The sequence below is a fragment of the Streptomyces sp. NPDC049687 genome (assembly GCF_044465285.1).
In the GTDB taxonomy this organism is placed as follows: Bacteria; Actinomycetota; Actinomycetes; order Streptomycetales; family Streptomycetaceae; genus Streptomyces.
Genome location: NZ_JBITLN010000007.1, coordinates 461814 through 484691 on the forward strand (window position 1 = coordinate 461814; position 22878 = coordinate 484691).

The 22878-nt window shown below is 73.0% G+C and carries 23 protein-coding genes; 11 read left to right on the plus strand and 12 right to left on the minus strand.

What is annotated here, in order from left to right:
- Position 1 precedes the first annotated feature (1 nt).
- Positions 2-385 (minus strand): cold-shock protein, encoded by a 384-nt coding sequence (locus tag ACIBVL_RS23740; protein WP_133911996.1) that lies wholly within the window; start codon positions 383-385, stop codon positions 2-4.
- Between the two features lie 191 nt (positions 386-576).
- Between ACIBVL_RS23740 and ACIBVL_RS23745 the strand changes: the two genes are divergently transcribed.
- Positions 577-828, plus strand: a complete 252-nt coding sequence (locus ACIBVL_RS23745; protein WP_399099410.1) for a hypothetical protein — start codon at positions 577-579, stop codon at positions 826-828.
- Here the strand turns inward: ACIBVL_RS23745 and ACIBVL_RS23750 are convergent.
- Together ACIBVL_RS23750 and ACIBVL_RS23755 are read right to left on the minus strand one after the other, a co-directional pair.
- A complete protein-coding gene (locus ACIBVL_RS23750; RefSeq protein WP_399099412.1) occupies positions 804-1445 on the minus strand; it encodes an HAD family hydrolase in 642 nt (213 codons plus the stop codon). The genes ACIBVL_RS23745 and ACIBVL_RS23750 overlap by 25 nt on opposite strands.
- Positions 1446-1477: 32 nt before the next feature.
- The gene (locus ACIBVL_RS23755) at positions 1478-2467 is read right to left on the minus strand and encodes a hypothetical protein (protein WP_399099414.1); all 990 of its coding nucleotides are present in this window, start codon (positions 2465-2467) and stop codon (positions 1478-1480) included.
- A gap of 127 nt (positions 2468-2594) precedes the next feature.
- On the opposite strand from ACIBVL_RS23755, the gene ACIBVL_RS23760 reads away from it, so the two are divergent.
- Positions 2595-5147 carry a helicase-associated domain-containing protein gene (locus ACIBVL_RS23760; protein WP_399099416.1) on the plus strand — a complete coding sequence of 851 codons (2553 nt, stop codon included), beginning with the start codon at positions 2595-2597 and terminating at the stop codon, positions 5145-5147.
- A 32-nt stretch (positions 5148-5179) separates the two neighbouring features.
- Here the strand turns inward: ACIBVL_RS23760 and ACIBVL_RS23765 are convergent, their stop codons facing one another.
- A complete protein-coding gene (locus ACIBVL_RS23765) occupies positions 5180-5734 on the minus strand; it encodes a hypothetical protein (RefSeq protein ID WP_399099420.1) in 555 nt (184 codons plus the stop codon).
- Between the two features lie 130 nt (positions 5735-5864).
- On the opposite strand from ACIBVL_RS23765, the gene ACIBVL_RS23770 reads away from it, so the two are divergent.
- On the plus strand, positions 5865-7508 hold the full coding sequence (locus ACIBVL_RS23770; RefSeq protein WP_399099422.1) for a DNA repair helicase XPB: 1644 nt from the start codon (positions 5865-5867) through the stop codon (positions 7506-7508).
- A gap of 11 nt (positions 7509-7519) precedes the next feature.
- On the opposite strand, the gene ACIBVL_RS23775 is transcribed toward ACIBVL_RS23770, so the two are convergent.
- Entirely contained in the window at positions 7520-7699 is a 180-nt protein-coding gene (locus ACIBVL_RS23775) for a hypothetical protein (protein WP_399099424.1), read from the minus strand.
- 330 nt (positions 7700-8029) lie between these two features.
- Between ACIBVL_RS23775 and ACIBVL_RS23780 the strand changes: the two genes are divergently transcribed.
- Positions 8030-10015, plus strand: coding sequence for a HelD family protein (locus ACIBVL_RS23780; protein ID WP_399099536.1), 1986 nt, complete (start codon positions 8030-8032; stop codon positions 10013-10015).
- A 79-nt stretch (positions 10016-10094) separates the two neighbouring features.
- Here ACIBVL_RS23780 and ACIBVL_RS23785 read toward each other — a convergent pair whose 3' ends face one another.
- Positions 10095-10787, minus strand: a complete 693-nt coding sequence (locus ACIBVL_RS23785; protein ID WP_399099426.1) for a copper homeostasis protein CutC — start codon at positions 10785-10787, stop codon at positions 10095-10097.
- A gap of 89 nt (positions 10788-10876) precedes the next feature.
- Here ACIBVL_RS23785 and ACIBVL_RS23790 point away from each other — a divergent pair, with 89 nt between their 5' ends.
- Both ACIBVL_RS23790 and ACIBVL_RS23795 read left to right on the plus strand, forming a co-directional pair.
- A complete protein-coding gene (locus ACIBVL_RS23790) occupies positions 10877-11524 on the plus strand; it encodes a hypothetical protein (protein ID WP_399099428.1) in 648 nt (215 codons plus the stop codon).
- A complete protein-coding gene (locus ACIBVL_RS23795) occupies positions 11521-12009 on the plus strand; it encodes a GNAT family N-acetyltransferase (protein WP_399099430.1) in 489 nt (162 codons plus the stop codon). The genes ACIBVL_RS23790 and ACIBVL_RS23795 overlap by 4 nt, the downstream gene beginning before the upstream one ends.
- 28 nt (positions 12010-12037) lie before the next feature.
- Here the strand turns inward: ACIBVL_RS23795 and ACIBVL_RS23800 are convergent, their stop codons facing one another.
- Together ACIBVL_RS23800 and ACIBVL_RS23805 are read right to left on the minus strand one after the other, a co-directional pair.
- Positions 12038-12325, minus strand: a complete 288-nt coding sequence (locus ACIBVL_RS23800) for a DUF4031 domain-containing protein (protein ID WP_399099432.1) — start codon at positions 12323-12325, stop codon at positions 12038-12040.
- A gap of 7 nt (positions 12326-12332) precedes the next feature.
- Positions 12333-12728, minus strand: a complete 396-nt coding sequence (locus ACIBVL_RS23805) for a hypothetical protein (RefSeq protein WP_399099435.1) — start codon at positions 12726-12728, stop codon at positions 12333-12335.
- Between the two features lie 54 nt (positions 12729-12782).
- Here ACIBVL_RS23805 and ACIBVL_RS23810 point away from each other — a divergent pair, with 54 nt between their 5' ends.
- The 4 genes from ACIBVL_RS23810 to ACIBVL_RS23825 all read left to right on the plus strand — a co-directional run bounded on the left by ACIBVL_RS23810 (position 12783) and on the right by ACIBVL_RS23825 (position 16768).
- Positions 12783-13676: a MurR/RpiR family transcriptional regulator gene (locus ACIBVL_RS23810; protein WP_399099437.1), complete on the plus strand. Its 894-nt coding sequence runs from the start codon at positions 12783-12785 to the stop codon at positions 13674-13676.
- A gap of 39 nt (positions 13677-13715) precedes the next feature.
- On the plus strand, positions 13716-14639 hold the full coding sequence (gene murQ / locus ACIBVL_RS23815) for an N-acetylmuramic acid 6-phosphate etherase (protein ID WP_399099439.1): 924 nt from the start codon (positions 13716-13718) through the stop codon (positions 14637-14639).
- Between the two features lie 16 nt (positions 14640-14655).
- Complete coding sequence (locus ACIBVL_RS23820) at positions 14656-16050, plus strand: PTS transporter subunit EIIC (RefSeq protein WP_399099441.1); 1395 nt, start codon at positions 14656-14658, stop codon at positions 16048-16050.
- Positions 16051-16198: 148 nt separating this feature from the next.
- Entirely contained in the window at positions 16199-16768 is a 570-nt protein-coding gene (locus ACIBVL_RS23825) for a hypothetical protein (RefSeq protein ID WP_399099443.1), read from the plus strand.
- Positions 16769-16840: 72 nt separating this feature from the next.
- Here the strand turns inward: ACIBVL_RS23825 and ACIBVL_RS23830 are convergent, their stop codons facing one another.
- The 3 genes from ACIBVL_RS23830 to ACIBVL_RS23840 form a co-directional block, all read right to left on the minus strand.
- A complete protein-coding gene (locus tag ACIBVL_RS23830; protein ID WP_399099446.1) occupies positions 16841-18388 on the minus strand; it encodes a carboxylesterase/lipase family protein in 1548 nt (515 codons plus the stop codon).
- Between the two features lie 119 nt (positions 18389-18507).
- The gene (locus ACIBVL_RS23835) at positions 18508-19980 is read right to left on the minus strand and encodes an MFS transporter (RefSeq protein ID WP_399099447.1); all 1473 of its coding nucleotides are present in this window, start codon (positions 19978-19980) and stop codon (positions 18508-18510) included.
- 171 nt (positions 19981-20151) lie between these two features.
- On the minus strand, positions 20152-21279 hold the full coding sequence (locus tag ACIBVL_RS23840) for an NADH:flavin oxidoreductase (protein WP_399099449.1): 1128 nt from the start codon (positions 21277-21279) through the stop codon (positions 20152-20154).
- A 290-nt stretch (positions 21280-21569) separates the two neighbouring features.
- Here ACIBVL_RS23840 and ACIBVL_RS23845 point away from each other — a divergent pair, with 290 nt between their 5' ends.
- Complete coding sequence (locus tag ACIBVL_RS23845; RefSeq protein ID WP_399099451.1) at positions 21570-22262, plus strand: methyltransferase domain-containing protein; 693 nt, start codon at positions 21570-21572, stop codon at positions 22260-22262.
- 209 nt (positions 22263-22471) lie between these two features.
- On the opposite strand, the gene ACIBVL_RS23850 is transcribed toward ACIBVL_RS23845, so the two are convergent.
- On the minus strand, positions 22472-22840 hold the full coding sequence (locus ACIBVL_RS23850; RefSeq protein ID WP_389018757.1) for a VOC family protein: 369 nt from the start codon (positions 22838-22840) through the stop codon (positions 22472-22474).
- Positions 22841-22878 lie beyond the last annotated feature (38 nt).

The window sequence follows — 22878 nt, forward strand, 5'->3', positions numbered from 1 at the left end:
GTCAGACGTCCAACTGGTCGGCGACGGCCCGCAGCAGGCCGGCGATCTTCTTGCCGGAGGCCTTGTCGGGGTAGCGGCCCTTCTCGAGCATCGGGGTGATGTTCTCGAGGAGGGTCGTCAGGTCCTGCACGATGGAGGCCAGTTCGTCGGGCTTCTTGCGCTGGGCGGCCGCGACCGAGGGCGTCGGGTCGAGGAGGACTACGGAGAGTGCCTGGTCGCCGCGCTGTCCGGCGACGACGCCGAACTCCACTCGCTGGCCCGGCTTCAGTGTCTCGACTCCGGCGGGGAGGACCGAGGAATGGACGAAGACGTCACCGCCGTCGTCGCGGGAGAGAAAGCCGAAGCCCTTCTCGCTGTTGAACCACTTGACCTTGCCGGTAGGCACGTCTGTCCTCGTCCTCGTACTCGTCGGAAACTTGCTTCGGAAACTTGCTTCTGAAAAAACGGCTGTGGAACGGCTCTTGATAGCACTGGGGCGGGTCGACCATGACCCGCCGGTACCAAGGCTAATGGTCTTCGGGCGGGTGACAAGACGTCCCCCGGTTGTTCCTTCGCGCTGGGAACTACCCTGGTCCGGTGCGTGACAAAACCCAAACGAATTCCGCCGCTCCCGGTGACCGACTGATCCGTACCGGCGCCATCGTGTTCTTCGTCGGCGCCGTGGCCACCCTCGTCACGGTCGCCCCGCTGTTCCTCGGCACGACGCCTTTTCCGACGTACATGTTCGGATTGAGCATGCTGATGGGCGTCGGCTTCCTCATCGCGGGCGCGGGCGTGCTGCGAGCGGTGGCGGCGGGCCGCCGTCAGGCGCGCGGCGCGGCCAGGTAGCCGGCGAGCCAGCCGGGGAACGCGGTCAGGTCGTCGAGTACGACATCCGCGCCCGCCGTCCGCAGTTCCTCGGCGCCGCAGGGCCCGGTCGGCACGGTCACGGAAAGGGCCCGCGCGGTCCGGGCGCCGCGTACGTCGCCCACGTGGTCGCCGACGTAGACGCTCGCGCCGTGCTCGCGCAGGGCTTCGGCCTTCTGCTCGGCCCACAGGTTGCCGATGACGGCGTCGGCGTTCATGCCGAGGTGTTCGAGGTGCAGCTTGGCGTTGGGCTCCCACTTCGCGGTGACGACGATCGCCCGTCCGCCGGCCGCCCGGACCGCCGCGACGGCGTCGTGGGCACCGGGCATCGCGAGCGTGCCGGTGACGGCGTACGCCGGGTAGATCTCGCGGTAGAGGTCGGCCATGGCCGCGATCTCCCCGGCCGGGAACCAGTGGGCCATCTCCTCCTCCAGCGGCGGCCCCAGGCGCGACACCACCAGGTCGGCGTCGACGTACGCCCCGGTACGGGCGGCCAGTTCCACCCAGCAGGCGCGGATACCGGGCCGGGAGTCGATGAGGGTCATGTCGAGATCGAAGCCGACGGTGAGGGCGGGGGCAGGGGCTGGGGTGGCGGTCATGGGGCACATTCTGCCCAGCCCGCGCCCGCGCCCTACTTCTGTCCCTGCCGCCGCTGCGACCGCCAGAGCAGGAACAGCGCCGACGCCACGGCCGCTCCACGGACCACCCAGGGCCAGGTCTCGGCGAGCGCGTCGTTCATGTGCCCCTCGGCGATGGGGGCGCCCCAGCGGCCCTCGGACCGGCCCCACAGCCACACCAGCCCGGCCGCCACCGCACCCCCCGGCAGCCACATGACCGCCAGCTTCGTCTCCGTCTCGGTCAGCCGGCGCGAGGCGTAGGCGATGCCCCAGCCCACGACCAGCACGAGCAGATTCCCCAGGACCGCACCGGCGACGAGGGCACCGGCTGCGAGCAGCAGGAGGGGGTTGCTCCAGCCGCCGGGACGGAGCGGGGGCAGGAGACGACGGCGACCGGCGGCGGCCTCCGCCTCGGCGGCCGGCGCTTCCTCCACCGCCGGCTCCGTCCCTTCCCCGGGCTCCCGCTCCTCCTCCCGCTTCGGCGGCCTCAGCATCTCCGGGATCTCGACCCCGCCGACGAAGCCGGGCACCTCGTCGCCGACCCCGAAGGCATCCGGCTCACGCCGCCACCACTCGGGCACCTCCACACCGTCGGCGAGCTCCTGCGCCCCGGCCCGTTGGGGTGGGAACGGCACACCCGGGGACGACGGCGAGGGGGCGGCGGGCTCGCTGGGACGGGGCCGGGGCACCCGCCTCCGCAGTCCCTTCGGCGGCGGCTCCTCGCCGTCCCGCTGTACGGGCACGGAGGGCGTCGGTGCCTGTGGCGCACCGCCGCCTCCGTCGGCCGCGGCGGCGACGACGTCGTCCGGACTGCCGAGGCGGTCGATGATCCGGCGGACGGCGGCGGGAGAGTCGACGGGAGCCTTGGCCCGGCGCCGGTCGATCTCGTTGCGCAGCTCGGACACGAGCCGCATCCGTGTGGCCGACGACAACTGCCGTTGCTGGGCGATGTCACCGACGCGGCTCAGATACTCGTAGACGACCTGGTCGCTCTCGATCCCCACGAAGGGCACGTTATCGCGCACCGTGCGGAGAACGGCCCGTCCGGGCATCGAGGACGAGGCCGTTCAGGGCCGGAGCGGGCGTCCGGGGGCGCGGACCCCCGGGCGGAGACCCGCTACCGTGGGTCAGATGAGCACCGACGCCCAGTCGGCCCCCCGGTCCCTCGCGGAAGCGCTGCGCGCCAGGGACGACGCCTCCCTGGCCGCCCTCCTGCGCAGCCGCCCCGACCTCATCACCCCCGTCCCCACCGATCTCACCCAGCTCGCCACCCGCGCCGGCACCCGCGCCTCCGTCGTCCGCGCCCTGGAGCGCCTCGACCGGTTCGCGCTGCAGACGGCGGAGGCGCTGGCGGTGGCCGGGGACCCGTCGTCGTACGACGAACTGCTCGGTCTGATGGCCGGGGACACGCGCGACCCGGCCGTGTCGGCCGCGCTCCCCGCCGCCCTGGCGACCCTGCGCGAGCAGGCCCTCGTCTGGGGCGCCGACGACCGCGTCCGCCTCGTCCGCACCGCCCGCGAACTGCTCGCGCCGTCCCCGCAGCACCCGTCCCCGACGGGGCTCGGGCCGAGCGTGCGGGAGGCGACCGCGGGAATGTCGCCGGGCCGGATCCAGGAGATCGTGGCGACGGCCGGGCTGCCGTCGACCCATGACTCGGTCTCGGCCGTGGAGGCGCTGACCTCGCTCTTCACTCACCGCAGAAGGATGAGGGCCCTGCTGGCCAAGGCCCCGGCCGAGTCCCTGGAGGTGCTGGAGCGGCTGGTGTGGGGACCGCCGTACGGCCAGGTCACCCATGACCCGGCCCCCCGGCTGCGCTGGCTGCTGGACCGGGGGCTGCTGCTGCCGACGGCGCCCGGCACGGTCGTCCTGCCCCGCGAGGTCGCCCTGCATCTGCGGGCGGGCCGTGCGCACCGGGAGCCCGAGCCGGTGCCGCCCGCCGTGGAGCCGGCCGCCACCCACCGTCCACAGGTTGTGGACAGCACGGCGGCCGGACAGGCGTACACCGCGCTGGCCACGGTGGAGGAACTGCTGAAGGACTGGGACGAGGGCGGTCCGGCGGTGCTGCGGGCCGGCGGGCTGAGCGTGCGGGACCTGAAGCGGACCGCCGTCGCCCTCGACGTACCGGAGCCGGTCGCGGCGTTCTGGGTGGAACTGGCGTACGCGGCCGGGCTGATCGCCTCCGACGGCGAGGCCGACGAGCGGTACGCGGCGACCCCGGCGTACGACGAGTGGCTGGAGCGTCCGGCGGCCGAGCGGTGGGTGCGGCTCGCGGAGGCGTGGCTGGCGGCGACCCGGACGCCCGGGGTGGTCGGCGGGCGGGACGCGAAGGAGCGGGCGCTGTCGGCACTCGGCCCGGGGCTCGACCGCTCGGCCGCGCCGGAGGTACGGCACCGGGTGCTGGCGCTGCTGGCCGCGCTGCCGGAGGGAGCCGCGCCGGACGCGGAGGCGGTACGGGCCCGGCTGCGCTGGGAGCGGCCCCCACGCGGCACCCAAGCCGGTCAGGCCCCTCGGGATGACGACGATCTGCGGTCCCGGCTGGCCCGCTGGACGCTGACGGAGGCCGAACTGCTGGGTGTGACCGGGCGGGGCGCGCTGTCGGCTCAGGGGCGGGCGCTGATCGGCGCGCCGGGCGCCGGCAGGAGCCCCCGGACGGAACCGGAGGGTCCCGGCGACAAGCTGCCGGTCCACCACCACCGTACGGCCCCCCACCTCGCCCCCCTCTCCCCGCCCGAGCAGGCCGTCGCCTCGGCGGCGGCCGTCCGGATCCTGGCCCCCCTGCTCCCCGAGCCCCTGGACCATGTCCTGCTCCAGGCGGACCTGACCGCGGTGGCCCCCGGCCCGCTGAAGCGGCCGCTCGCCGAGGTGCTGGGCGTGCTCGCCGACGTGGAGTCCAAGGGCGGGGCGACCGTCTACCGCTTCACCCCCGCCTCCGTACGCCGTGCCCTGGACGCCGGCCGCAGCGCCCTGGACCTGCACGCCTTCCTCGCGGAGCACTCCCGTACGCCGGTGCCGCAGCCGCTCACCTACCTCATCGACGACGTGGCGCGCAGGCACGGCCAACTACGGGTGGGCGCGGCCTCGGCGTACGTCCGCTGCGACGACGACACCGTCCTGAACGAGATCCTCGCCGACAAGCGGGCCGCCGCCCTGCGTCTGCGCCGGCTCGCGCCGACGGTGCTGGCGGCTCAGGCCGACCCGGGGACGCTGCTCGACGGCCTGCGCGCGATGGGCTACGCGCCCGCCGCCGAGTCCGCCGAGGGCGATGTCCTGATCACCCGCGCCCACGCCCACCGCACCCCGCCCCGCACGGCCCCCGAGCCGGTACCGGACGGCCCGCCGGTTCCCGACCCGACGCTCCTGACGGCCGCGATCCGGGCGATCCGGGCCGGCGACCTGGCCTCCACGGCCCCCCGCAAGCCGACGGACACGGGCGCCCCACTCGCCCCCGGCGAACTCCCCCGCACCAGCGCCGCCGAGACCCTCGCCACCATGCAGGCCGCCGTCCTCACCGGCGAGGCCCTGTGGATCGGCTATGTCAACGCGGAGGGCGCCGCCAGCCAGCGCGTCATCGCGCCGGTGCGGGTCGAGGGCGGTTTCGTGACGGCGTACGACCACACGGCGGACGAGGTACGCACCTACCCGCTGCACCGGATCACGGGCGTGGCGGAGCTGGCGGACGACTAGTGCCGCGGCACTAGCCGGACGGGACGTTCGCCCTAACAGTCCCCGACGGGCGCGCCCGTGGGGAGGCCGAAGTGGGCGCGGGCCTCGGACTCCAGCGCGGCCGGGTCCGCGGAGCCGTCGAGCCGGTTTTCGGCGAAGACGCCGAAGTGGTCCTCCTCCCAGGAGGCGTAGCCGGCGCCGTCCGGTGGCTCCTCCTGGGAGACGACGTGGTAGCCGCCGCCGTTCTCGTCGTCCCGCTCCAGCCGCACCACCTGCGGATGGTGCGCGCCGCCGCACTCCTGCAGGACGCCGTCGCGCACCCCGTACCGAACGCAGAAGGTGTCGACGCCCGCCCGCACCCGGCCGTCGTCCTCCCGCAGCTCCAGTGCCTCCGCCTCGCAGAACCACCTCGCCCCGAGAGCGGGCTCGCTCTCGCCGTACCCGTCCCCCTCGGCCTGGGCCACGAGCCGGGCCTCGATCGCGGGCCGTACGTCGGCCCACAACTCGGCGTCCACACCGGTACCGGCCGAGCCGCGCGCCCACGCCCCGGTCGCCACCAGCACCACCACGGCCCCGACGCCGGGCCCCCAGACGCGTACGGAAGTCACGCGAGCTCCTCACCGAGCCGCGCGCGCTGCGCGGCTTCCCCCGGACAAGACCGCCGAGACGGACTCGGGGTTGCACGCGGGATGGGGCACACTGGACGTTTGGCCGTTGCGGAAAGGATGTGCGTACCACGTGAACGGACCGCTGATCGTCCAGTCGGACAAGACCCTGCTCCTCGAAGTCGACCACGAGCAGGCCGACGACTGCCGTCGGGCCATCGCGCCGTTCGCCGAGCTGGAGAGGGCGCCCGAGCACATCCACACCTACCGGGTGACCCCGCTGGGACTGTGGAACGCGCGGGCGGCCGGACACGACGCCGAGCAGGTCGTGGACGCGCTGGTGCAGTACAGCCGCTACCCCGTGCCGCACGCGCTGCTCGTCGACATCGCGGAGACGATGGACCGGTACGGCCGGCTGACGCTCAGCAAGCACCCGGCGCACGGACTGGTGCTGACCACCACCGACCGCCCCGTCCTGGAGGAGATCCTGCGCTCCAAGCGGATCGCCCCGCTGGTCGGCGCCCGGATCGACCCGGACACCGTCGTGGTGCATCCCTCGGAGCGCGGGCAGATCAAACAGACCCTGCTGAAGCTGGGCTGGCCGGCCGAGGACCTCGCCGGGTACGTCGACGGCGAGGCGCATCCCATCGAGCTGGCCGAGGACGGCTGGGCGCTGCGGCCGTACCAGAAGCAGGCGGTGGAGAACTTCTGGCACGGCGGGTCGGGTGTGGTCGTGCTGCCCTGCGGGGCCGGGAAGACGCTGGTCGGCGCGGGGTCGATGGCCCAGGCGAAGTCCACCACCCTCATCCTCGTCACGAACACCGTCTCGGCGCGGCAGTGGAAGCACGAGCTGGTGAAGCGGACCTCGCTGACCGAGGACGAGATCGGTGAGTACAGCGGGACGCGCAAGGAGATCCGCCCGGTCACCATCGCCACCTACCAGGTGCTGACGACCAAGCGGAAGGGGATCTACCCCCACCTGGAGCTGTTCGACTCCCGGGACTGGGGGCTGATCGTCTACGACGAGGTGCATCTGCTGCCGGCGCCGGTCTTCAAGTTCACCGCCGACCTCCAGGCGCGCCGCCGCCTCGGTCTGACGGCGACCCTGGTCCGCGAGGACGGCCGCGAGTCGGACGTGTTCTCCCTGATCGGCCCGAAGCGGTTCGACGCCCCGTGGAAGGAGATCGAGGCGCAGGGCTACATCGCGCCCGCGGACTGCGTCGAGGTACGGGTGAACCTCACCGACACCGAGCGGCTGGCGTACGCGACCGCCGAGACGGAGGAGAAGTACCGCTTCTGTGCGACGACCGCGACGAAGCGGAAGGTGACGGAGGCGATCGTGCGGCGCTTCGCGGGGCAGCAGATCCTCGTCATCGGCCAGTACATCGACCAGCTCGACGAACTGGGCGAGCACCTGAACGCGCCCGTGATCAAGGGCGAGACCTCCAACGCCCAGCGCGAGAAACTCTTCGACGCCTTCCGGGAGGGCGAGATCAGCGTGCTGGTCGTGTCGAAGGTCGCGAACTTCTCGATCGACCTGCCCGAGGCGACGGTCGCCATCCAGGTGTCGGGCACCTTCGGCTCCCGCCAGGAGGAGGCGCAGCGGCTCGGCCGGGTGCTCCGCCCCAAGGCGGACGGCCACCAGGCGCACTTCTACTCGGTCGTCGCCCGGGACACGATCGACCAGGACTTCGCCGCGCACCGCCAGCGGTTCCTGGCGGAGCAGGGGTACGCCTACCGGATCATGGACGCGGACGAACTGCTCGCGGAGAGCTGAGCGCTCGGTGGCTACTTGCGGCGGACGCCGGCCTCTTCGCCGTACTCGCCAAGGATGATCACGTCGAAGGCGGCGCCCGCGTAGACCTTGATGGCGCGCAGGGTGTCGCCCAGGCGGTGGCGGTGTATGTCGGACACCGGGGTCGCGCCGGACGGGCGACCGGGGGCTGGGGTGAGGGTCGCTGTACTCATGTCTCCATGATGGGATCTCCGGCATAAAGGGGGCATCGGTCGTAGGTCCCCACCTTGTGTACTACTTGGGTACTCCCCGGAAGGGGCGGTCCTCCCCCCGCGGGAGGAAAACCATTCGCGTCGTCCTCCTCCACTCCCCTAAAATCTCCGCTCTTGCCCGCCTCCCCTCACGGAGTGCCGCCGTCCGGACGGAAACCGGCCGGCTTCTCGTCACCCCCTTTCAGCCGGTCCGGAGGCATCGTCTTGTCCACGTCCGCCCACGACACTCCCGTCGACCCCCTCGGCCGCGAGCGCGCACACCTCAGGTCCTCCCGGGCGGCCCTGCGCGCCATGCGGGAGGACGCCGAGGCACTCGACATCAGTGACGTCACCGCGAACTGGGTGAACGCCCAGATCCTGGAGCGCCAGATCGGCGAGCGCATCAAGGCGCTCGCCGACCTCAGCGACACCCCGCTGTTCTTCGGCCGGCTGGACTACCTGCACGCTCCCGGCGCCGAGCAGGCGGAGGGCGCCGAGGGCGAGCGCTTCTACATCGGGCGGCGGCATGTGCACGACGGCGACGGCGACCCCATGGTCATCGACTGGCGGGCGCCCGTTGCGCAGCCGTTCTACCGGGCGTCGAAGAAGGACCCGATGGACGTCGGGCTCAGGCGCCGCTTCGGGTACACCGGCGGCGACCTCACCGCGTACGAGGACGAGCACCTCTCCGACCCGCGGGAGACCGCCCGCACCAGCAAGCTGCTCCAGCAGGAGATCGAGCGGCCGCGTGTCGGTCCGATGCGGGACATCGTCGCCACCATCCAGCCCGAGCAGGACGAGATCGTCAGGTCGGGGCTGGGCGGGACGGTGTGCGTGCAGGGAGGCCCGGGGACCGGGAAGACCGCCGTGGGCCTGCACCGCGTGGCGTACCTCCTGTACGCCCACCGGGAACGGCTCGCCCGCACCGGCACGCTGGTCATCGGCCCGAACAAGAACTTCCTCCACTACATCGAGCAGGTCCTCCCGGCGCTCGGTGAGCTGACGGTCCGCCAGGCCACCGTCGACGACCTCGTCGCCCAGGTGGAGGTGCGGGGCACGGACGAGGCGGCCGCCGCGGTCGTCAAGGGCGACGCGAGGATGGCGCAGGTGCTGCGGCGGGCCCTCTACTCACATGTGCGGATGCCCACCGAGCCGGTCGTCGTCGTGCGCGGCTCGCGCCGCTGGCGCGTCCCGGCGTACGAACTCGAGGAGCTGGTACGTGGGTTGCTCGACCGGGACATCCGCTACGGCGCCGCCCGCGACGCCCTGCCGCAGCGGATCGCGCACGCCGTGCTGGTGCAGATGGAGCGGTCCGGCGAGGCTCCGGACGACCGGGTGCAGGACGCGGTGGCCCGCAGCAGCGCGGTGAAGGCGGCCGTGAAGGAGGTCTGGCCGCCCGTCGACCCGGCGAAACTCGTGCTGCGCCTGCTCACCGACGCGGACTTCCTCGCCGTACACGCGGAGGGGATCCTCGACGAGGACGAGCAGAAGACGATCCTGTGGGCGAAGCCCGTCCGGAGCGTGAAGTCGGCCAAGTGGTCGGCGGCGGACGCGGTGCTGATCGACGAGGCGACCGACCTCGTCGAGCGCACGCACTCGCTCGGGCACGTGGTTCTCGACGAGGCGCAGGACCTCTCCCCCATGCAGTACCGGGCGGTCGGCCGCCGCTGCACCACCGGCTCCGCGACCGTCCTCGGCGACCTGGCGCAGGGCACCACGCCGTGGGCGACGCGGAGTTGGGACGAGGCCCTGGCCCATCTGGGCAAGACGGACGGAGTCGTCGAGGAACTGACGGCCGGTTTCCGCGTCCCCACGGACGTCATCACCTACGCCTCCCGCCTCCTTCCGTACATCGCCCCCGGTCTCACGCCGGTCGCCTCGGTCCGTGAGAACCCCGGATTCTTCGACCTCCGCCCGGTCACCAGTGCCGCCGAAGTCGTCGCCGCCTGTGAGGAGCTGCTCCGCAACGAGGGCTCGACGGGCCTGATCGCGGCCGATGCCCGCGTCCCCGCACTGGCCGGGGCACTGACGGCGGCGGGCATCGGCTATCTGGCCCCCGGCGAGGAGACGACCGCCGAGACCCGTCTCACCCTGGTCCCGGCCTCCCTCGCCAAGGGTCTGGAGTACGACTACGTCGTCCTGGACGAGCCGCAGGCGATCGTCGACGGCGAACCCGACGAACGCACGGGCCTGCGGCGCTTGTACGTGACGCTGACCCGAGCGGTGTCGGGGCTGATCGTGACGCATGCGGCTCCGCTGCCGACTCAGCTGACCCCGGGCGTTGACGGCGGCTCATGAGGCGTCTCCTCGTGCCGGTCGCCGGCCGGCGGTGTGTGGGGGCGGGCGCGCGGGTCCCCGCGCCCCCGGGTGGGGTGGCTCATCCCTCGTCCAGGGCTCGGCGCCACTCCCCCACCGCCCCCGCCGACACCGGCTCGCCCCAGCCCCCCGGCCGGGCCGCCCCTCCGATGTGAAAGGCGTTCACCCCGCCGGCCAGCAGCCCCGGTACGTGATCGAGCCGCAGCCCTCCCCCGACGAGGAGCCGCTGTGCGTAGCCCGGCTCCCCACCCCGCCCGGCCTCGGCGAGGAGCGTGGCGAGCCCGTCGTCGACCCCGGCGGCGGATCCGGCGCTGAGGTAGGTGTCGAGGCCGGGCAGGTCGGCGAGCTGCTTGCGCAGGGCGTCCCGGTCGGCGGAGTGGTCGATGGCCCGGTGGAAGGTCCAGCGGCAGCCGTCCAGCTCGGCGACGACCCGCTCCACGGCCGCCAGGTCGACACCGCCGTCCGCGTCCAGGAACCCGAGCACGAACTCCCCCGCCCCCGCCTCCCGCAGCTCACGGGCGGTTGCCACGAGCCGGTCGACGGCTCCGGCCGCGAAGCCGTCCGTCAGCCGCAGCATCACCCGCAGCGGCAGGTCGACGGCGGCGCGGACGGCGTTGAAGGCCGCCACCGGCGGGGTCAGGCCGTCGGCCGCCATCTCGGTGACCAGTTCGAGGCGGTCCGCCCCTCCGGCCCGCGCGGCGATCGCGTCCTCGGCGTCGAGGGCGATCACCTCCAGCAGTGCACGCTCGCTCATGGGACCCCAATTCCTCGACGACCACGCGTGGTCTAGTCCAGTTGTCTAGTCCAATTCCACCATACGTCCGCACGCGCGAGAATGAGGCCATGGCCGACCTCGACGCCCTGCGCACCCGCTTCACCCACGCCCTGGAGGCAGCCCGGGCCCCCGGCGGCCACGGCCCCGACCCCGTCCCCTACGCCGACAACCTCCTCACCCGTTGGCAGGAACCCCAGCGCCGCTACCACACGCTCGCCCACCTCACCGCGGTCCTCGACCACATCGACGTCCTGGAGGAGTACGCGGACGACCCGGCCGCCGTACGCCTCGCCGCCTGGTTCCACGACGCCGTCTACCTCCCCGACCGCTCCGAGAACGAGGAGCGCTCCGCCCGGCTCGCCGAACGCGCCCTGCCCGAGGCGGGCGTCCCGGACGCGAGGACCGCCGAGGTCGCCCGCCTGGTCCGGCTCACCGTCACCCACGACCCCGCCGACGACGACCGCGACGGCCAGGTCCTGTGCGACGCCGACCTCGCGATCCTCGCCGCGCCGCCCTCCGCGTACGCCGCCTACACCGCCGCCGTCCGCGCGGAGTACCACTTCGTCCCCACCGACGCCTTCCGCACCGGCCGCGCCGCGATCCTGCGCCAACTCCTCGAACTGCCACGGCTGTTCAGGACCCCGTACGGGGCGGCGAAGTGGGAGCCGACCGCTCGCCACAACCTGCGGTCCGAGCTGGAGCTCCTGACCTCGTGACCCGCGTACCGGGCCCCCGCCTCACCCTCGAAGGCGCCTCCCTCACCGCCCTCGCCGACCTGTGGTCGGGCGGCGACGGCGGGTTCGACTGGCTCGGGGGCGGGCCCTACGACGGCACCCGGGACGCCGCCGGGATGATCTTCAGGGCGCACGAGAACGGCGTGCTGCGGCCCGACTTCGGGCTCTACGTCCTCGTCCGGCGGGCGGACGGCCGGGCGATCGGCAGCATGGGCTTCCACGCCGCCCCCGACGAGGACGGCCGTACGGAGATCGGCTACGACCTCGTCCCGGCCGCCCGGGGCCACGGCTACGCCACCGAGGCGTTGCGCACACTGGCCGGCTGGGCGCTGGCCCGGGACGACGTACGACGCCTGTTCGCCACCGTGCACCACGACAACGCCCCCTCCCGGGCCGTCCTCGAAAGGGCAGGGTTCGTCCGGGTCTGGGAGGACGAGGGCGAGTACGCCTACGAACTGCTCGGCTGAGACCGGCCCGGGCCGGCCCGGGCCGGTCTCACCGGGTGACGCCGCCGTCCTGGTGACCGCTCCCCTTGCGTCGGCGCAGTCCCGCGCCGTGCAGCAGCCGCACCACCTCACGGCTGCTGACCTCGACCGCGCCGGCGGCCACCACCTCGGCGTACCGATGTGACGGGATGTCGTAGTGATCCCGCTCGAAGGCCCGCCGGGGCACCCCCAGCCTCTCGGCGAACCCGTGCAGTTCGTCGTACGAGACATCGCTGACGAGGTGCGACCACATCCGGCCGTGGCCGGGCCAGGTCGGGGGGTCGATGTAGATCGTCACGACGGCCTCACTCGGACGGCGTCCCGCCCGTCGCCGAGCCCAGTGTCCCCACCGGCGCCACCTTCACGCCCGCCTGGTGGCACACCCAGTGCGGATCGGGGCCCAGTTCGGGCTCCACGTCGAGGGCGTGCGGATCGCCGGAGCCGCAGACCGGGCACAACGGCCAGCGGCCGTACCGTTCGAGGAGCGCGTCCTGCACGTCCTGCGCGACCAGCCCCGGCAGGTACTCCACGCCCTCCGGCCACTGCTCCACCCACCAGCGCCGCTGCACGACGGAGTCCTCGACCATCGACACCACGTCCGCCGCCGCCACCTCGCCCGCGGCCAGATCGGCGAGCACCAGGGCACGCGCGGCGTGCAACGCCTGCTCCAGGGGGCTGATGGGGTTGCCGGAGTGGTCCATGCACCTATTGTGCGCATGCTTGACCGGCACTCGGCCCGAAAATATCTTTCCTGTGTGTCCCAGGACGTGAAGGAAAGTTTCAGCCCGACGCCTGCCGCCCTCGCCGCCAAGGTCCGCGCGCTCACTCCCGCCATGACCCGCTCCATGCAGCGCGTCGCCGAAGCCGTCGCGAACGACCCCGCGGGCTGCGCCGCCCTCACCGTCACCGGCCTCGCCGAACTCACCGGCACCAGCGAGGCGACGGTCGTCCGCACCGCGCGCGTCCTCGGCTACCCCGGCTACCGCGACCTGCGCCTCGCCCTCGCCGGGCTCGCCGCCCAGCAGCAGTCCGGCCGCGCGCCCGCCCTCACCACCGACATCGCCGTCGACGACTCCCTCGCGGACGTCGTCGCCAAACTCGCCCACAACGAGCAGCAGACCCTCGCCGACACCGCCGCGGGGCTCGACACCACGGCGCTCGAGGCGGCGGTCACCGCGGCGGCGGCCGCGCGGCGCATCGACGTGTACGGCGTCGGGGCGTCGGGGCTCGTCGCCCAGGACCTCACCCAGAAGCTCCTGCGGATCGGCCTCATGGCGCATGCCCACAGCGACACGCATCTCGCGGTGACGAACGCCGTGCAGCTCGCCTCCGGCGATCTCGCCGTCGCCATCACGCACTCCGGGTCGACCGGGGACGTCATCGAACCGCTGCGGGTGGCGTTCGAGCGGGGGGCGACCACTGTCGCGATCACGGGGCGGCCGGAGAGTGCGGTGACCCAGTACGCCGATCACGTGCTGACCACGTCCACCGCACGGGAGAGCGAACTGCGGCCCGCCGCGATGTCCTCCCGGACGGGGCAGTTGCTCGTGGTGGACTGCCTGTTCGTGGGGGTGGCTCAGCGAACGTACGACGCGGCCGGCCCCGCGTTGGCCGCGTCCTACGAGGCGTTGGCGCATCGGCACCGTTAGGTGGTCGCACTGGACCCGCATTGGAAAGAGCCACTCCCGATGACCTCCCGTGACATCCTCGCCCAACTGGAATCACTGACCACGGAAGCCTTCCGGCCCGAGCTCGCCGAGATCGACCGGCTTCCCACCCTGGACCTCGCCCGGCTGATGAACGGTGAGGACGCCGGTGTACCGGCCGCCGTGGGCACGCAGTTGCCCCGGATCGCCGCCGCCGTCGACGCCATCGCGGAACGCATGGGCCGCGGCGGCCGGCTGGTCTATGCCGGGGCCGGGACCGCCGGGCGGCTCGGGGTGCTCGACGCCTCCGAGTGTCCGCCGACCTTCAACACCGCCCCCGGGCAGGTCGTCGGGGTCCTCGCCGGTGGACCGGCGGCGATGGTCGCGTCCGTCGAGGGCGCCGAGGACTCCCGGGAACTGGCCGTCGCCGACCTGGAGGCCCTCGCCCTCACCCCCGACGACTCGGTGGTCGGAGTCTCCGCCTCCGGCCGCACCCCGTACGCGATCGGTGCGGTGGAGTACGCCCGCACCCGGGGCGCGCTCACCGTCGGGCTGGCCTGCAACGCCGGGAGCGCGCTGGCGGCCGCCGCCGAGCACGGCATCGAGGTCGTGGTCGGCCCGGAACTGCTCACCGGGTCGACCCGGCTGAAGGCGGGCACCGCGCAGAAGCTGGTGCTCAACATGGTGTCGACGATCACGATGATCCGGCTGGGCAAGACGTACGGGAATCTGATGGTCGACGTCCGCGCCTCGAACGAGAAGCTGCGTGCCCGGTCGCGGCGGATCGTCGCCCTGGCCACGGGAGCCGAGGACCAGGAGATCGAGGCGGCCCTCACGGCCACCGGCGGCGAGGTCAAGCACGCGATCCTGGTGCTGCTGGCCGGGGTGGACGGGGCGGCGGCCGCCCGCCTTCTGGAGGAGTCCGGCGGTCATCTGCGTGCCGCGCTGGCCGCAGCGGCCGGCTGAGCCGCACGCTCGGTGGGTGGACACCTCGAAGGACAGCGCCAAGGACCTCGCCGCCGCGATCCTCCCCCTGGTCGGCGGCCCCGCGAACATCACCTCCGTCGCCCACTGCATGACCCGGCTGCGGCTGGGCCTGGCCGATCCGTCCCTGGCGGACGAGCCGGCGCTGCGGGCGCTGACCGGCGTGCTGGGGGTCGTCGCGGACGACGGCACGTACCAGGTGGTGCTGGGGCCGGGCGTGGTGGCCAGGGTGACGGAGGACTTCGAGAGGCTGACGGCCGCGCGGCGACTCGCCGTGCGGGGAGCGCGGTTGCGGGAGGAACAGCGGCGCCGCAACGCCACCCCCCTCAAGACCGCCCTGCGCCGCCTGGCCGCCGTCTTCGTCCCGCTCGTCCCCGCACTCGTCGGCTGCGGGATCCTCGCGGGCGTCAACGGGCTGCTGGTCAACGCCGGATGGCTGCCGGGCCTGACCCCCGCGCTCGCCGCCCTCGCCTCCGCCTTCATGGCGCTGATCACCGTCTTCGTCGGCTACCACACGGCGAAGGAGTTCGGCGGTACCCCGATCCTGGGCGGTGCGGTCGCGGCGATCGTCGTCCATCCCGGGGTCGCGAAGGTGACGGCGTTCGGGGTGCACCTCTCCCCCGGCCAGGGCGGGGTGCTGGGCGCGCTGGCCGCGGCCCTGCTGGCGACCCGCGTCGAGCGGTGGTGCCGGGGCCGGGTCCCGGACGCCCTGGACGTCCTCCTCACCCCGGCCCTGACGGTCCTCGTCGCCGGTCTGGGCACGCTGTACGGGATCATGTTCGCGGCCGGCGCGGTGTCCTCGGCGATCGGCACCGCGGCGAACTGGCTGCTGGCGACGACGGGCGCCTTCGCGGGCCTCGTCCTGGGCGGCCTCTTCCTCCCCCTGGTGATGGTCGGCCTCCACCAGGCCCTCATCCCCATCCACACCACCCTCATCGAGCAGCAGGGCTACACGGTCCTGCTGCCGGTCCTGGCGATGGCGGGCGCGGGCCAGGTGGGCGCGGCGGTCGCGGTCTACGTCCGTCTGCGCACCGACACCTCCCTCCGTACGACGATCAGATCGGCGCTCCCGGCGGGTCTGCTGGGCGTCGGTGAACCCCTCATCTACGGCGTCTCCCTGCCGTTGGGCCGCCCCTTCCTGACCGCGTGCGCGGGCGGCGCGGCCGGCGGGGCCTTCGTCGGCTTCTTCGCCATGCTCGGCGACCAGGTGGGCGCGACGGCCATCGGCCCGTCCGGCTGGGCCCTGTTCCCCCTGCTGGCGGGCAACAGGGGGCTGGGCGTGACGGCGGCGATCTACGCGGGCGGCCTGCTCACCGGGTACGCGGTCGGCTTCGCGGCGACCTACACTTTCGGCTTCACCCGGCGGACGTCCCCGGCGTCACCGACCGCGTGACCGCCGGGGCCCGCTTCCGGCCCACTTGCGCCCCCGGTGGCCCGCCGTCCACTTCCGTCTCTTCCGGAGGCAGCTCTTACCGCGCTCCCTGTGCTCCCGACCGGCCGGGACCAGTCCGCCCGCGGCGCCCGCCCCTACCCTGGATGCCATGAACCACGCCCAGCTCACCGCTCTCGGTCGTGCCCTCCGGCTGCTCGGGGAGCACGGGGAGGCCCTGACCGCCGATACGCCCGACGCGCGACTGCACGAGGTCAAGGCCGATGTGCGGCGTGCCCTGGAGCTGCTGGACGAGGGCGTCACCAGCGCCGCGCCCACCACCCGGTGCGCCGAGCATCCGAACGGCCCCGTCGACGAGGCCGCCCCGGATCTGTGCCTGCTGTGCGAGACCCGCCGCCGGGCGGCGCTCCGCGCCGAGTTCAACGGCCCGGCCCCGCAGGCCGCGCCCTCCTCCCCCGCCCCCTCCCGCTACGGCACCCGTGGCGACCGCCCACAGCCCCAGCAGCGCTGGCTGCCGGAGCTGTGGAACGGCCAGGAGTGGCAGCTGTGCGGCACGCCGAGGCGGGACCGGCGCGAGGCCGAGCTGTACCTCGCCGCCCTGCGCCGCGGATCCCGGCCCGCCATGGCCTACCGGCTGGTGCACGAGTTCACCGACTACGAGGTGCTGCGCGTCTGGGGCACGCCCGTGAAGGTCGACATCGAGCCCCTCGGCAACCTCTGACCCGCCCCCCTCAACCGAGGCGTCGGGCCGGCCGGGAGGTGCGTGCCGGGCGTCGCCGGGCACGCGGGACTTTCACCGCACGCCCTGGCCCTGCAACAGGGGCAACGGCGGGAAGTCCTGCCCCTCCCACAGACGGCGGGAGATCTCCTCCGGATACGGGACCGTCCTCTGCTCCACGTCCAGCACCCGCACCGGCCTCGACTCCGTGTCGTACGCGGGCCAGCCCGGGTCGCCCGTCCGCGCGAACGACGTCCAGGACGTACGGAAGGCATGCGACAGGGAGCGGGCCTCGTCCGTCACCTCCACCCCCGCGAACAGCAGGTTCCCCAGGTCCGCCTGGTAGGTGCCGAACAGCAGGGGGATGTCCAGACCGTGGCAGGCGCCCAGGCTGCCGCCCATCCCCGGGGCCGGCCAGGTCAGTTCGTAGACATGGGCCCGTCCTCCGCCCGCCACCTGTGCCTCGGCCAGGTGGAGCGAGGGTATGTGGAACAGCCAGTCGGACTGCACCCGTTCGTACAGCTCGCCCGGGCCCGCGTCCGGGTAGGCCTCCCGGTAGGCGCGCTCGCCCGCCTCTCCGCCGCCCGGGGCGAACAGCCGCAGCGCGGCCGAGGCCTGTTCCTCCGTCACCTTGCCCAGCAGCCCGCCCAGGGCCAGGAAGAGCCGGAACTCCTGGGCGTTGTGCCCCACGATCAGGTCGATGTCGCGGGCGGCGCCCGCCGACAGGGCCGCCCAAGGGGTCGTCGGCAGGACCTCCCCGTCGACCACCGGGGAGAAAGGGGTGACCGTGGGCGCCACCTGGCCCCAGCGGTCCACGCGCTGCGCCATCTTCGCGCTGAGCGCCGCCCCCGCCTCGGGCAGCTTCCGCGGATCCACCGTCGCCAGATCGGCGGCCGTCGGGCGCAGACCCGCCTCCGCGGCGATCTCCGTCGCGAGATCACGGGCCAGCTCGTCGGAGAAGAACGTACCGGGCACGCTCTGCGCGATCGCCCGCCCGAACAGGCCCCGCGCGGCCGGCATCGCCAGCAGCGCCGCCACCGAACCCGCGCCCGCCGACTCCCCGAAGACCGTGACCTTCCCGGGGTCGCCGCCGAACTCCGCGATGTTGTCCCGCACCCACTCCAGCGCCGCCACCTGGTCGAGCAGCCCCCGGTTCGCGGGCGCGCCCTCGATCCGCGCGAACCCCTCTATCCCCACACGGTAGTTGAAGGTGACGATGACCAGATCACCGGCGCGGGCGAGGTGCTGGGCGTCGTACCCCGGGCTGCCGGAGTGGCCGAGCTTGTAGGCGCCGCCGTATATCCACACCATCACCGGGCGGTGGCCGGAGGCGTCCGCCTGCGGGGTCCAGACGTTCACCGTCAGCCAGTCGTCGCCGGTCGGGGCGTCCAGGACACCCGCACGCCCCTGGAAGCCGGCCTCCTGCGGGGGTGGCGGGCCGAAGGCGTCCGCGTCCCGGATCCCGTCCCACGGGCGGGGCGGGCGCGGGGCCTGGAAGCGTGCCTCGCCCACCGGTGGCGCGGCGAACGGGATGCCCCGAAAGACCGTCAGATCGTCCTCCCGGCGGCCGCGTACGGCTCCGGCGGTGGTGCGTACGACGAGGTCGGTGTCGGCTGTGGTCATCAATCACTCCTGGAATGACGGGTGTTCGTGGAACGGGCGGCGGCGACGGAAAGTGCCGAGGGCGGCCGCCTCCCACTCGTGTGGGTGACAGCCGCCTCGTACCGGTCGGTCGTCGTTTCTCAGGCCTTGACCGGGGTGGCCTCCCCGGCCCCTTCCACTACCGCCGGCTCGGCCCCGGCGTTGCGCTTCGGGATGAAGGAGGCGAGGAGGAAGGCGACCAGGGCCGCTCCGGCGCCGATGGCCATGACGACCTTGAAGCCGTTCTCCGCGGGGAGGGCGTAGCCGCCGAACTCGGTGGTCATCTGGGCGAGGATCACACCGGCGATGGCGCTGGCGAAGGAGGTGCCCAGCGACCGCATCAGGGTGTTGAGGCTGTTCGCGGCGCCCGTCTGGGAGGGGTCGACCGCGCCCATGATCAGGGCGGGCATGGCGCCGTAGGTGAAGCCGACGCCGGCGCCGATGATGCAGGACACCAGGACGATGTGCCACAGCTCGCTCATCAGCACGATGTTCAGCGCGTAGCCGGAGGCCACGATCAGCGCGCCGATCATGAGGGTGACCTTGGGGCCCTTGGCCTTGGTGATTCCCGCGGACACGGCCGACATGAGCATCATCACCAGGCCCTGCGGGGCCAGCACCAGGCCGACGGTCAGCATCGACTTGCCCAGGCCGTAGCCGGTCTGCTCGGGAAGCTGCAGCAGCTGGGGCAGGACCAGGGACATCGCGAACATCGAGAAGCCGAGGGCGACCGAGGCGAGGTTGGTGAAGAGCACCTGGGTCTTCGCGGTGGTCCGCAGGTCGACCAGCGGCTGCTTCGCCTTCAGCTCCCACCGGCCCCAGGCCGCCAGGATCACGACGGCGGCGGCACCCAGGCCCAGCGTGGTACCGGAGGTCCAGCCCCAGTCGGCGCCCTTGGACACGGCCAGCAGCAGCGCGACCAGACCGGCCGACAGGCCGAGCGAGCCGACGAGGTCGAAGCGCCCGCCGGTGCGGTTGTGCGACTCGGGGACGAGCGTCACGACGAGGAGGAGGGAGACGACGCCGAGGGCGGCGGAGGTCCAGAAGAGGACGTGCCAGTCCCAGTTGTCCGCGATGAACGCGGCGGCGGGCAGACCGAGGGCACCGCCGACGCCGAGGGAGGCGCTCATCACCGCCGTCGAACCGGCGAGCTTCTCGGCGGGAACCGTGTCCCGCAGGATGCTGATGCCCAGCGGCACCACGGCCGCCGCCAGACCCTGCAGGGCACGGCCGACGATCATCGGGACGAGGGAGTCGGCGAGGGCGCAGACCAGCGAGCCGGATATCAGCATCAGGATGCTGACCATCAGCATCCGCCGTTTGCCGACCATGTCACCGAGCCGGCCGACGACCGGGGTGGCGACGGCGGCCGCGAGCAGCGTGGCGGTGACCGCCCAGGCCGTGTCGGAGGCGGGCGCGTCCAGCAGCTTCGGCAGCTCGGGGACGATCGGGATGACCAGGGTCTGCATCAGCGAGACGACGATCCCGGCCAGGGCCAGCACCGCCACCACGGCGTTCGACCTGGGCGGGGCGGATGTCCCCGCCGCGGCGGGTCGGGCAAGGGCGTCGGACATGACGGGCCTCCGTCGGATGCGCAGGAAGGTGAACTGCTTGACTCAAGCAAGCTTATGCAGATTGATTGAGTTAAGCAAGCGAAATCTTCCGCGGGCCCCTCGCGGCCCATGCCGGACACGGGCGTCCGGGAGACGAGGGGTCCCGTCTCCCGGACTGAACGATCGAGTTGCTCAGCTGAGGGTCTGCAGCGCGGCGGCGTCGTACGGCTTCAGCTCGTCGGTGCGGCCTGCCAGCACCTTGGCGGCCCACTCCGGGTCCTGGAGCAGCGCCCGCCCCACGGCCACCAGGTCGAACTCGTCGCGCTCCAGGCGGTCGAGGATGTCGTCGATGCCCTTGACCGGGGAGCCCTCGCCCGCGAATCCCCGGATGAAGTCGCCGTCGAGGCCGACCGAGCCGACGGTGATGGTGGTCTTGCCGGTGAGCTTCTTGGTCCAGCCCGCGAGGTTGAGGTCGGAGTCGTCGAACTCCGGCACCCAGTAGCGGCGGGTGGAGGCGTGGAAGGCGTCGACGCCGGCCGCGGCGAGCGGGGTGAGGATGGCCTCCAGCTCCTCCGGGGTCTCGGCGAGCCGGGCGTCGTAGGCCTCCTGCTTCCACTGCGAGTAGCGGAAGATGACCGGGAACTCGGCCGAGACGGTCTCGCGGACGGCCGCGACGATCTCGGCGGCGAACTTCGTCCGGGCCACCGGGTCGCCGCCGTAGGCGTCGGTCCGGCGGTTGGTGCCGGACCACAGGAACTGGTCCAGCAGGTATCCGTGGGCGCCGTGGATCTCGACGCCGTCGAAGCCGATGCGCTCGGCGGCGGCCGCCGCCTCGGCGAAGGCACCGATGACGTCGTCCAGGTCGCGCTGGGTCATCGCCCTGCCGGTGCCCTCGGTGCCGTCGATCCGCAGTCCGGAGGGGCCGACGGCCGGGGCGTCCGCGTACGGCGGCTCACCCTGGTTGCGCACCATCCCGATGTGCCACAACTGCGGCACGATCGTCCCGCCCGCCGCGTGCACGGCCTCGGCGACCTTGGCCCACCCGGCGAGCTGCTCCTCGCCGTGGAACCGGGGGACGCGGTCGCTCTGCCCGGCCGACTCGTGCCCGACGTACGTCCCCTCGGTGACGATCAGCCCGACGCGGGCGGCCGCGCGCCGCGCGTAGTACGACACGACGTCCTCACCGGGGATGCCGCCCGGGGAGAACGTCCGGGTCATCGGCGCCATCGCGATCCGGTTCGGGACGGTCAGACCGTTGATGGTGACCGGCCGGGAGAGGATCTCGGCGGCGCGGGAGGGGGTGGGCTCGGTGACGCTCACGTGGGGGGCTCCTCGTGAAGGTGGTGACGGGGACCGACTGGTATGTGCACATGCATCGAGTGCTCCTCCACGACAACTCCCCCGCCTCCGACAGCATTCCTGCCGCCACCCACCGCCACCTGTGATCCATAACACCCACGGGCGTTGTCAATGAGGGCCGTTAGCGTTCAACGCATGACTGATGCGATGTGCGTGGCGGCATGGGGACGGGCGGTTCGGCGGAGGATCCGCGCCTGCCGCGGACGCGGCGAAGTGGCCGTACACACCCCCGCCGCCCAGGAGCCGACCGCATGACGGAGCGCGCACTGGTCTGCGCGACCGACCTGGAACGGTCCTCCGTGGTCGCCAACAACACGATGAACCGCGAACGCGGCCTCACCGGGGTGAACAGCTACGCCCGCGAGCTGGGCGTGGATCCACTGGCCTGGCTGCTGGAACGCCGTCCCGACGTTCCCTCCTGGCTGGACCTGTGCAGCGGGGAGGGCCGCGCCCTGCGGGAAGCCGCCCCGGCCCTCCCCGCCGACGCGGTCCTCACCGGCGTGGACCTGGTGGGCCCCCTGGTCCCACTCCCCACCCCGCCCACCATGGAAGAGATCACCGCCTCGGTCTCGACGTGGACGCCGACCCGGCCGTACGACCTGATCACCTGTGTCCACGGCCTGCACTACGTGGGCGACCAGCTGGGCCTGCTCACCCGGGCCGCCTCCTGGCTGACCGAGGACGGTCTCCTTCTCGCCCACTTCGGCCCGGACTCGATCCGCTGGGCGGACGGCGGGGCGGCGGGGCGGGCGGCGCTCGCCGCACTGCGCGCGGCGGGGTTCGCGTACGACTCGCGCCGCCACCTGCTCACTCTCCAAGGAGCGCGAACCGTCGAACCGCCCTTCACCTACGTCGGCGCGGACCCGGAGGCCGGACCGAACTACACGGGCCAGCCGGCCGTCGGCTCCCACTACTCCCGAGCGGTCACAGACAGGGACGCGTGATCGGCTCGATCGCGTGACCGGCGGGACCCCCGGCGGACTGGAGCGGTACGCCGTCGTCGAGCCGGACGTCGGTGAACGGCCCCCACGACGGCGCTTCCGCGAGTTCCGGCAACTCGCGGAAGAACGGGGCCGACTCGTTGCCGTCCCTGACGTACGGCGACGATGGTGCGGGCCCGACCCAGACGACTCGGCCGGCCGGGACGCCCCGCTCAGCCGCGGTCGTGGAGGGTCACCTGGTAGCCGTCGGGGTCCGCGAACGTGAAAGTGCGGCCGAACGGCCCGTCGACGGGCGCCGAGACGATCGTCGTGCCGGCGGCGGCGAGGGCGTCGTGGATGTCCTGCGCGTCGGGGGCGTGCAGCCACAGCGCCATCCCCTGGCCCGGCTGCGCGATCGCGTCCAGGTCGACGCCCGCGACGACGTCGCGGACGGCGAACGCGATCGGCTTGGTATCGAACACGACAGCGTGCGGCGGACCCGCGTCGGAGCGCTTCAGCCCCAGGTACTGCTCGTAGAAAACGGCAGAGCGCTCCAGGTCGCGCACCTGCAGGGAAATGAAGTCCGGTCCGGTAACGGCCACGATTCCTACCTCCACATTGCATGTCAGTCTTCTGACAT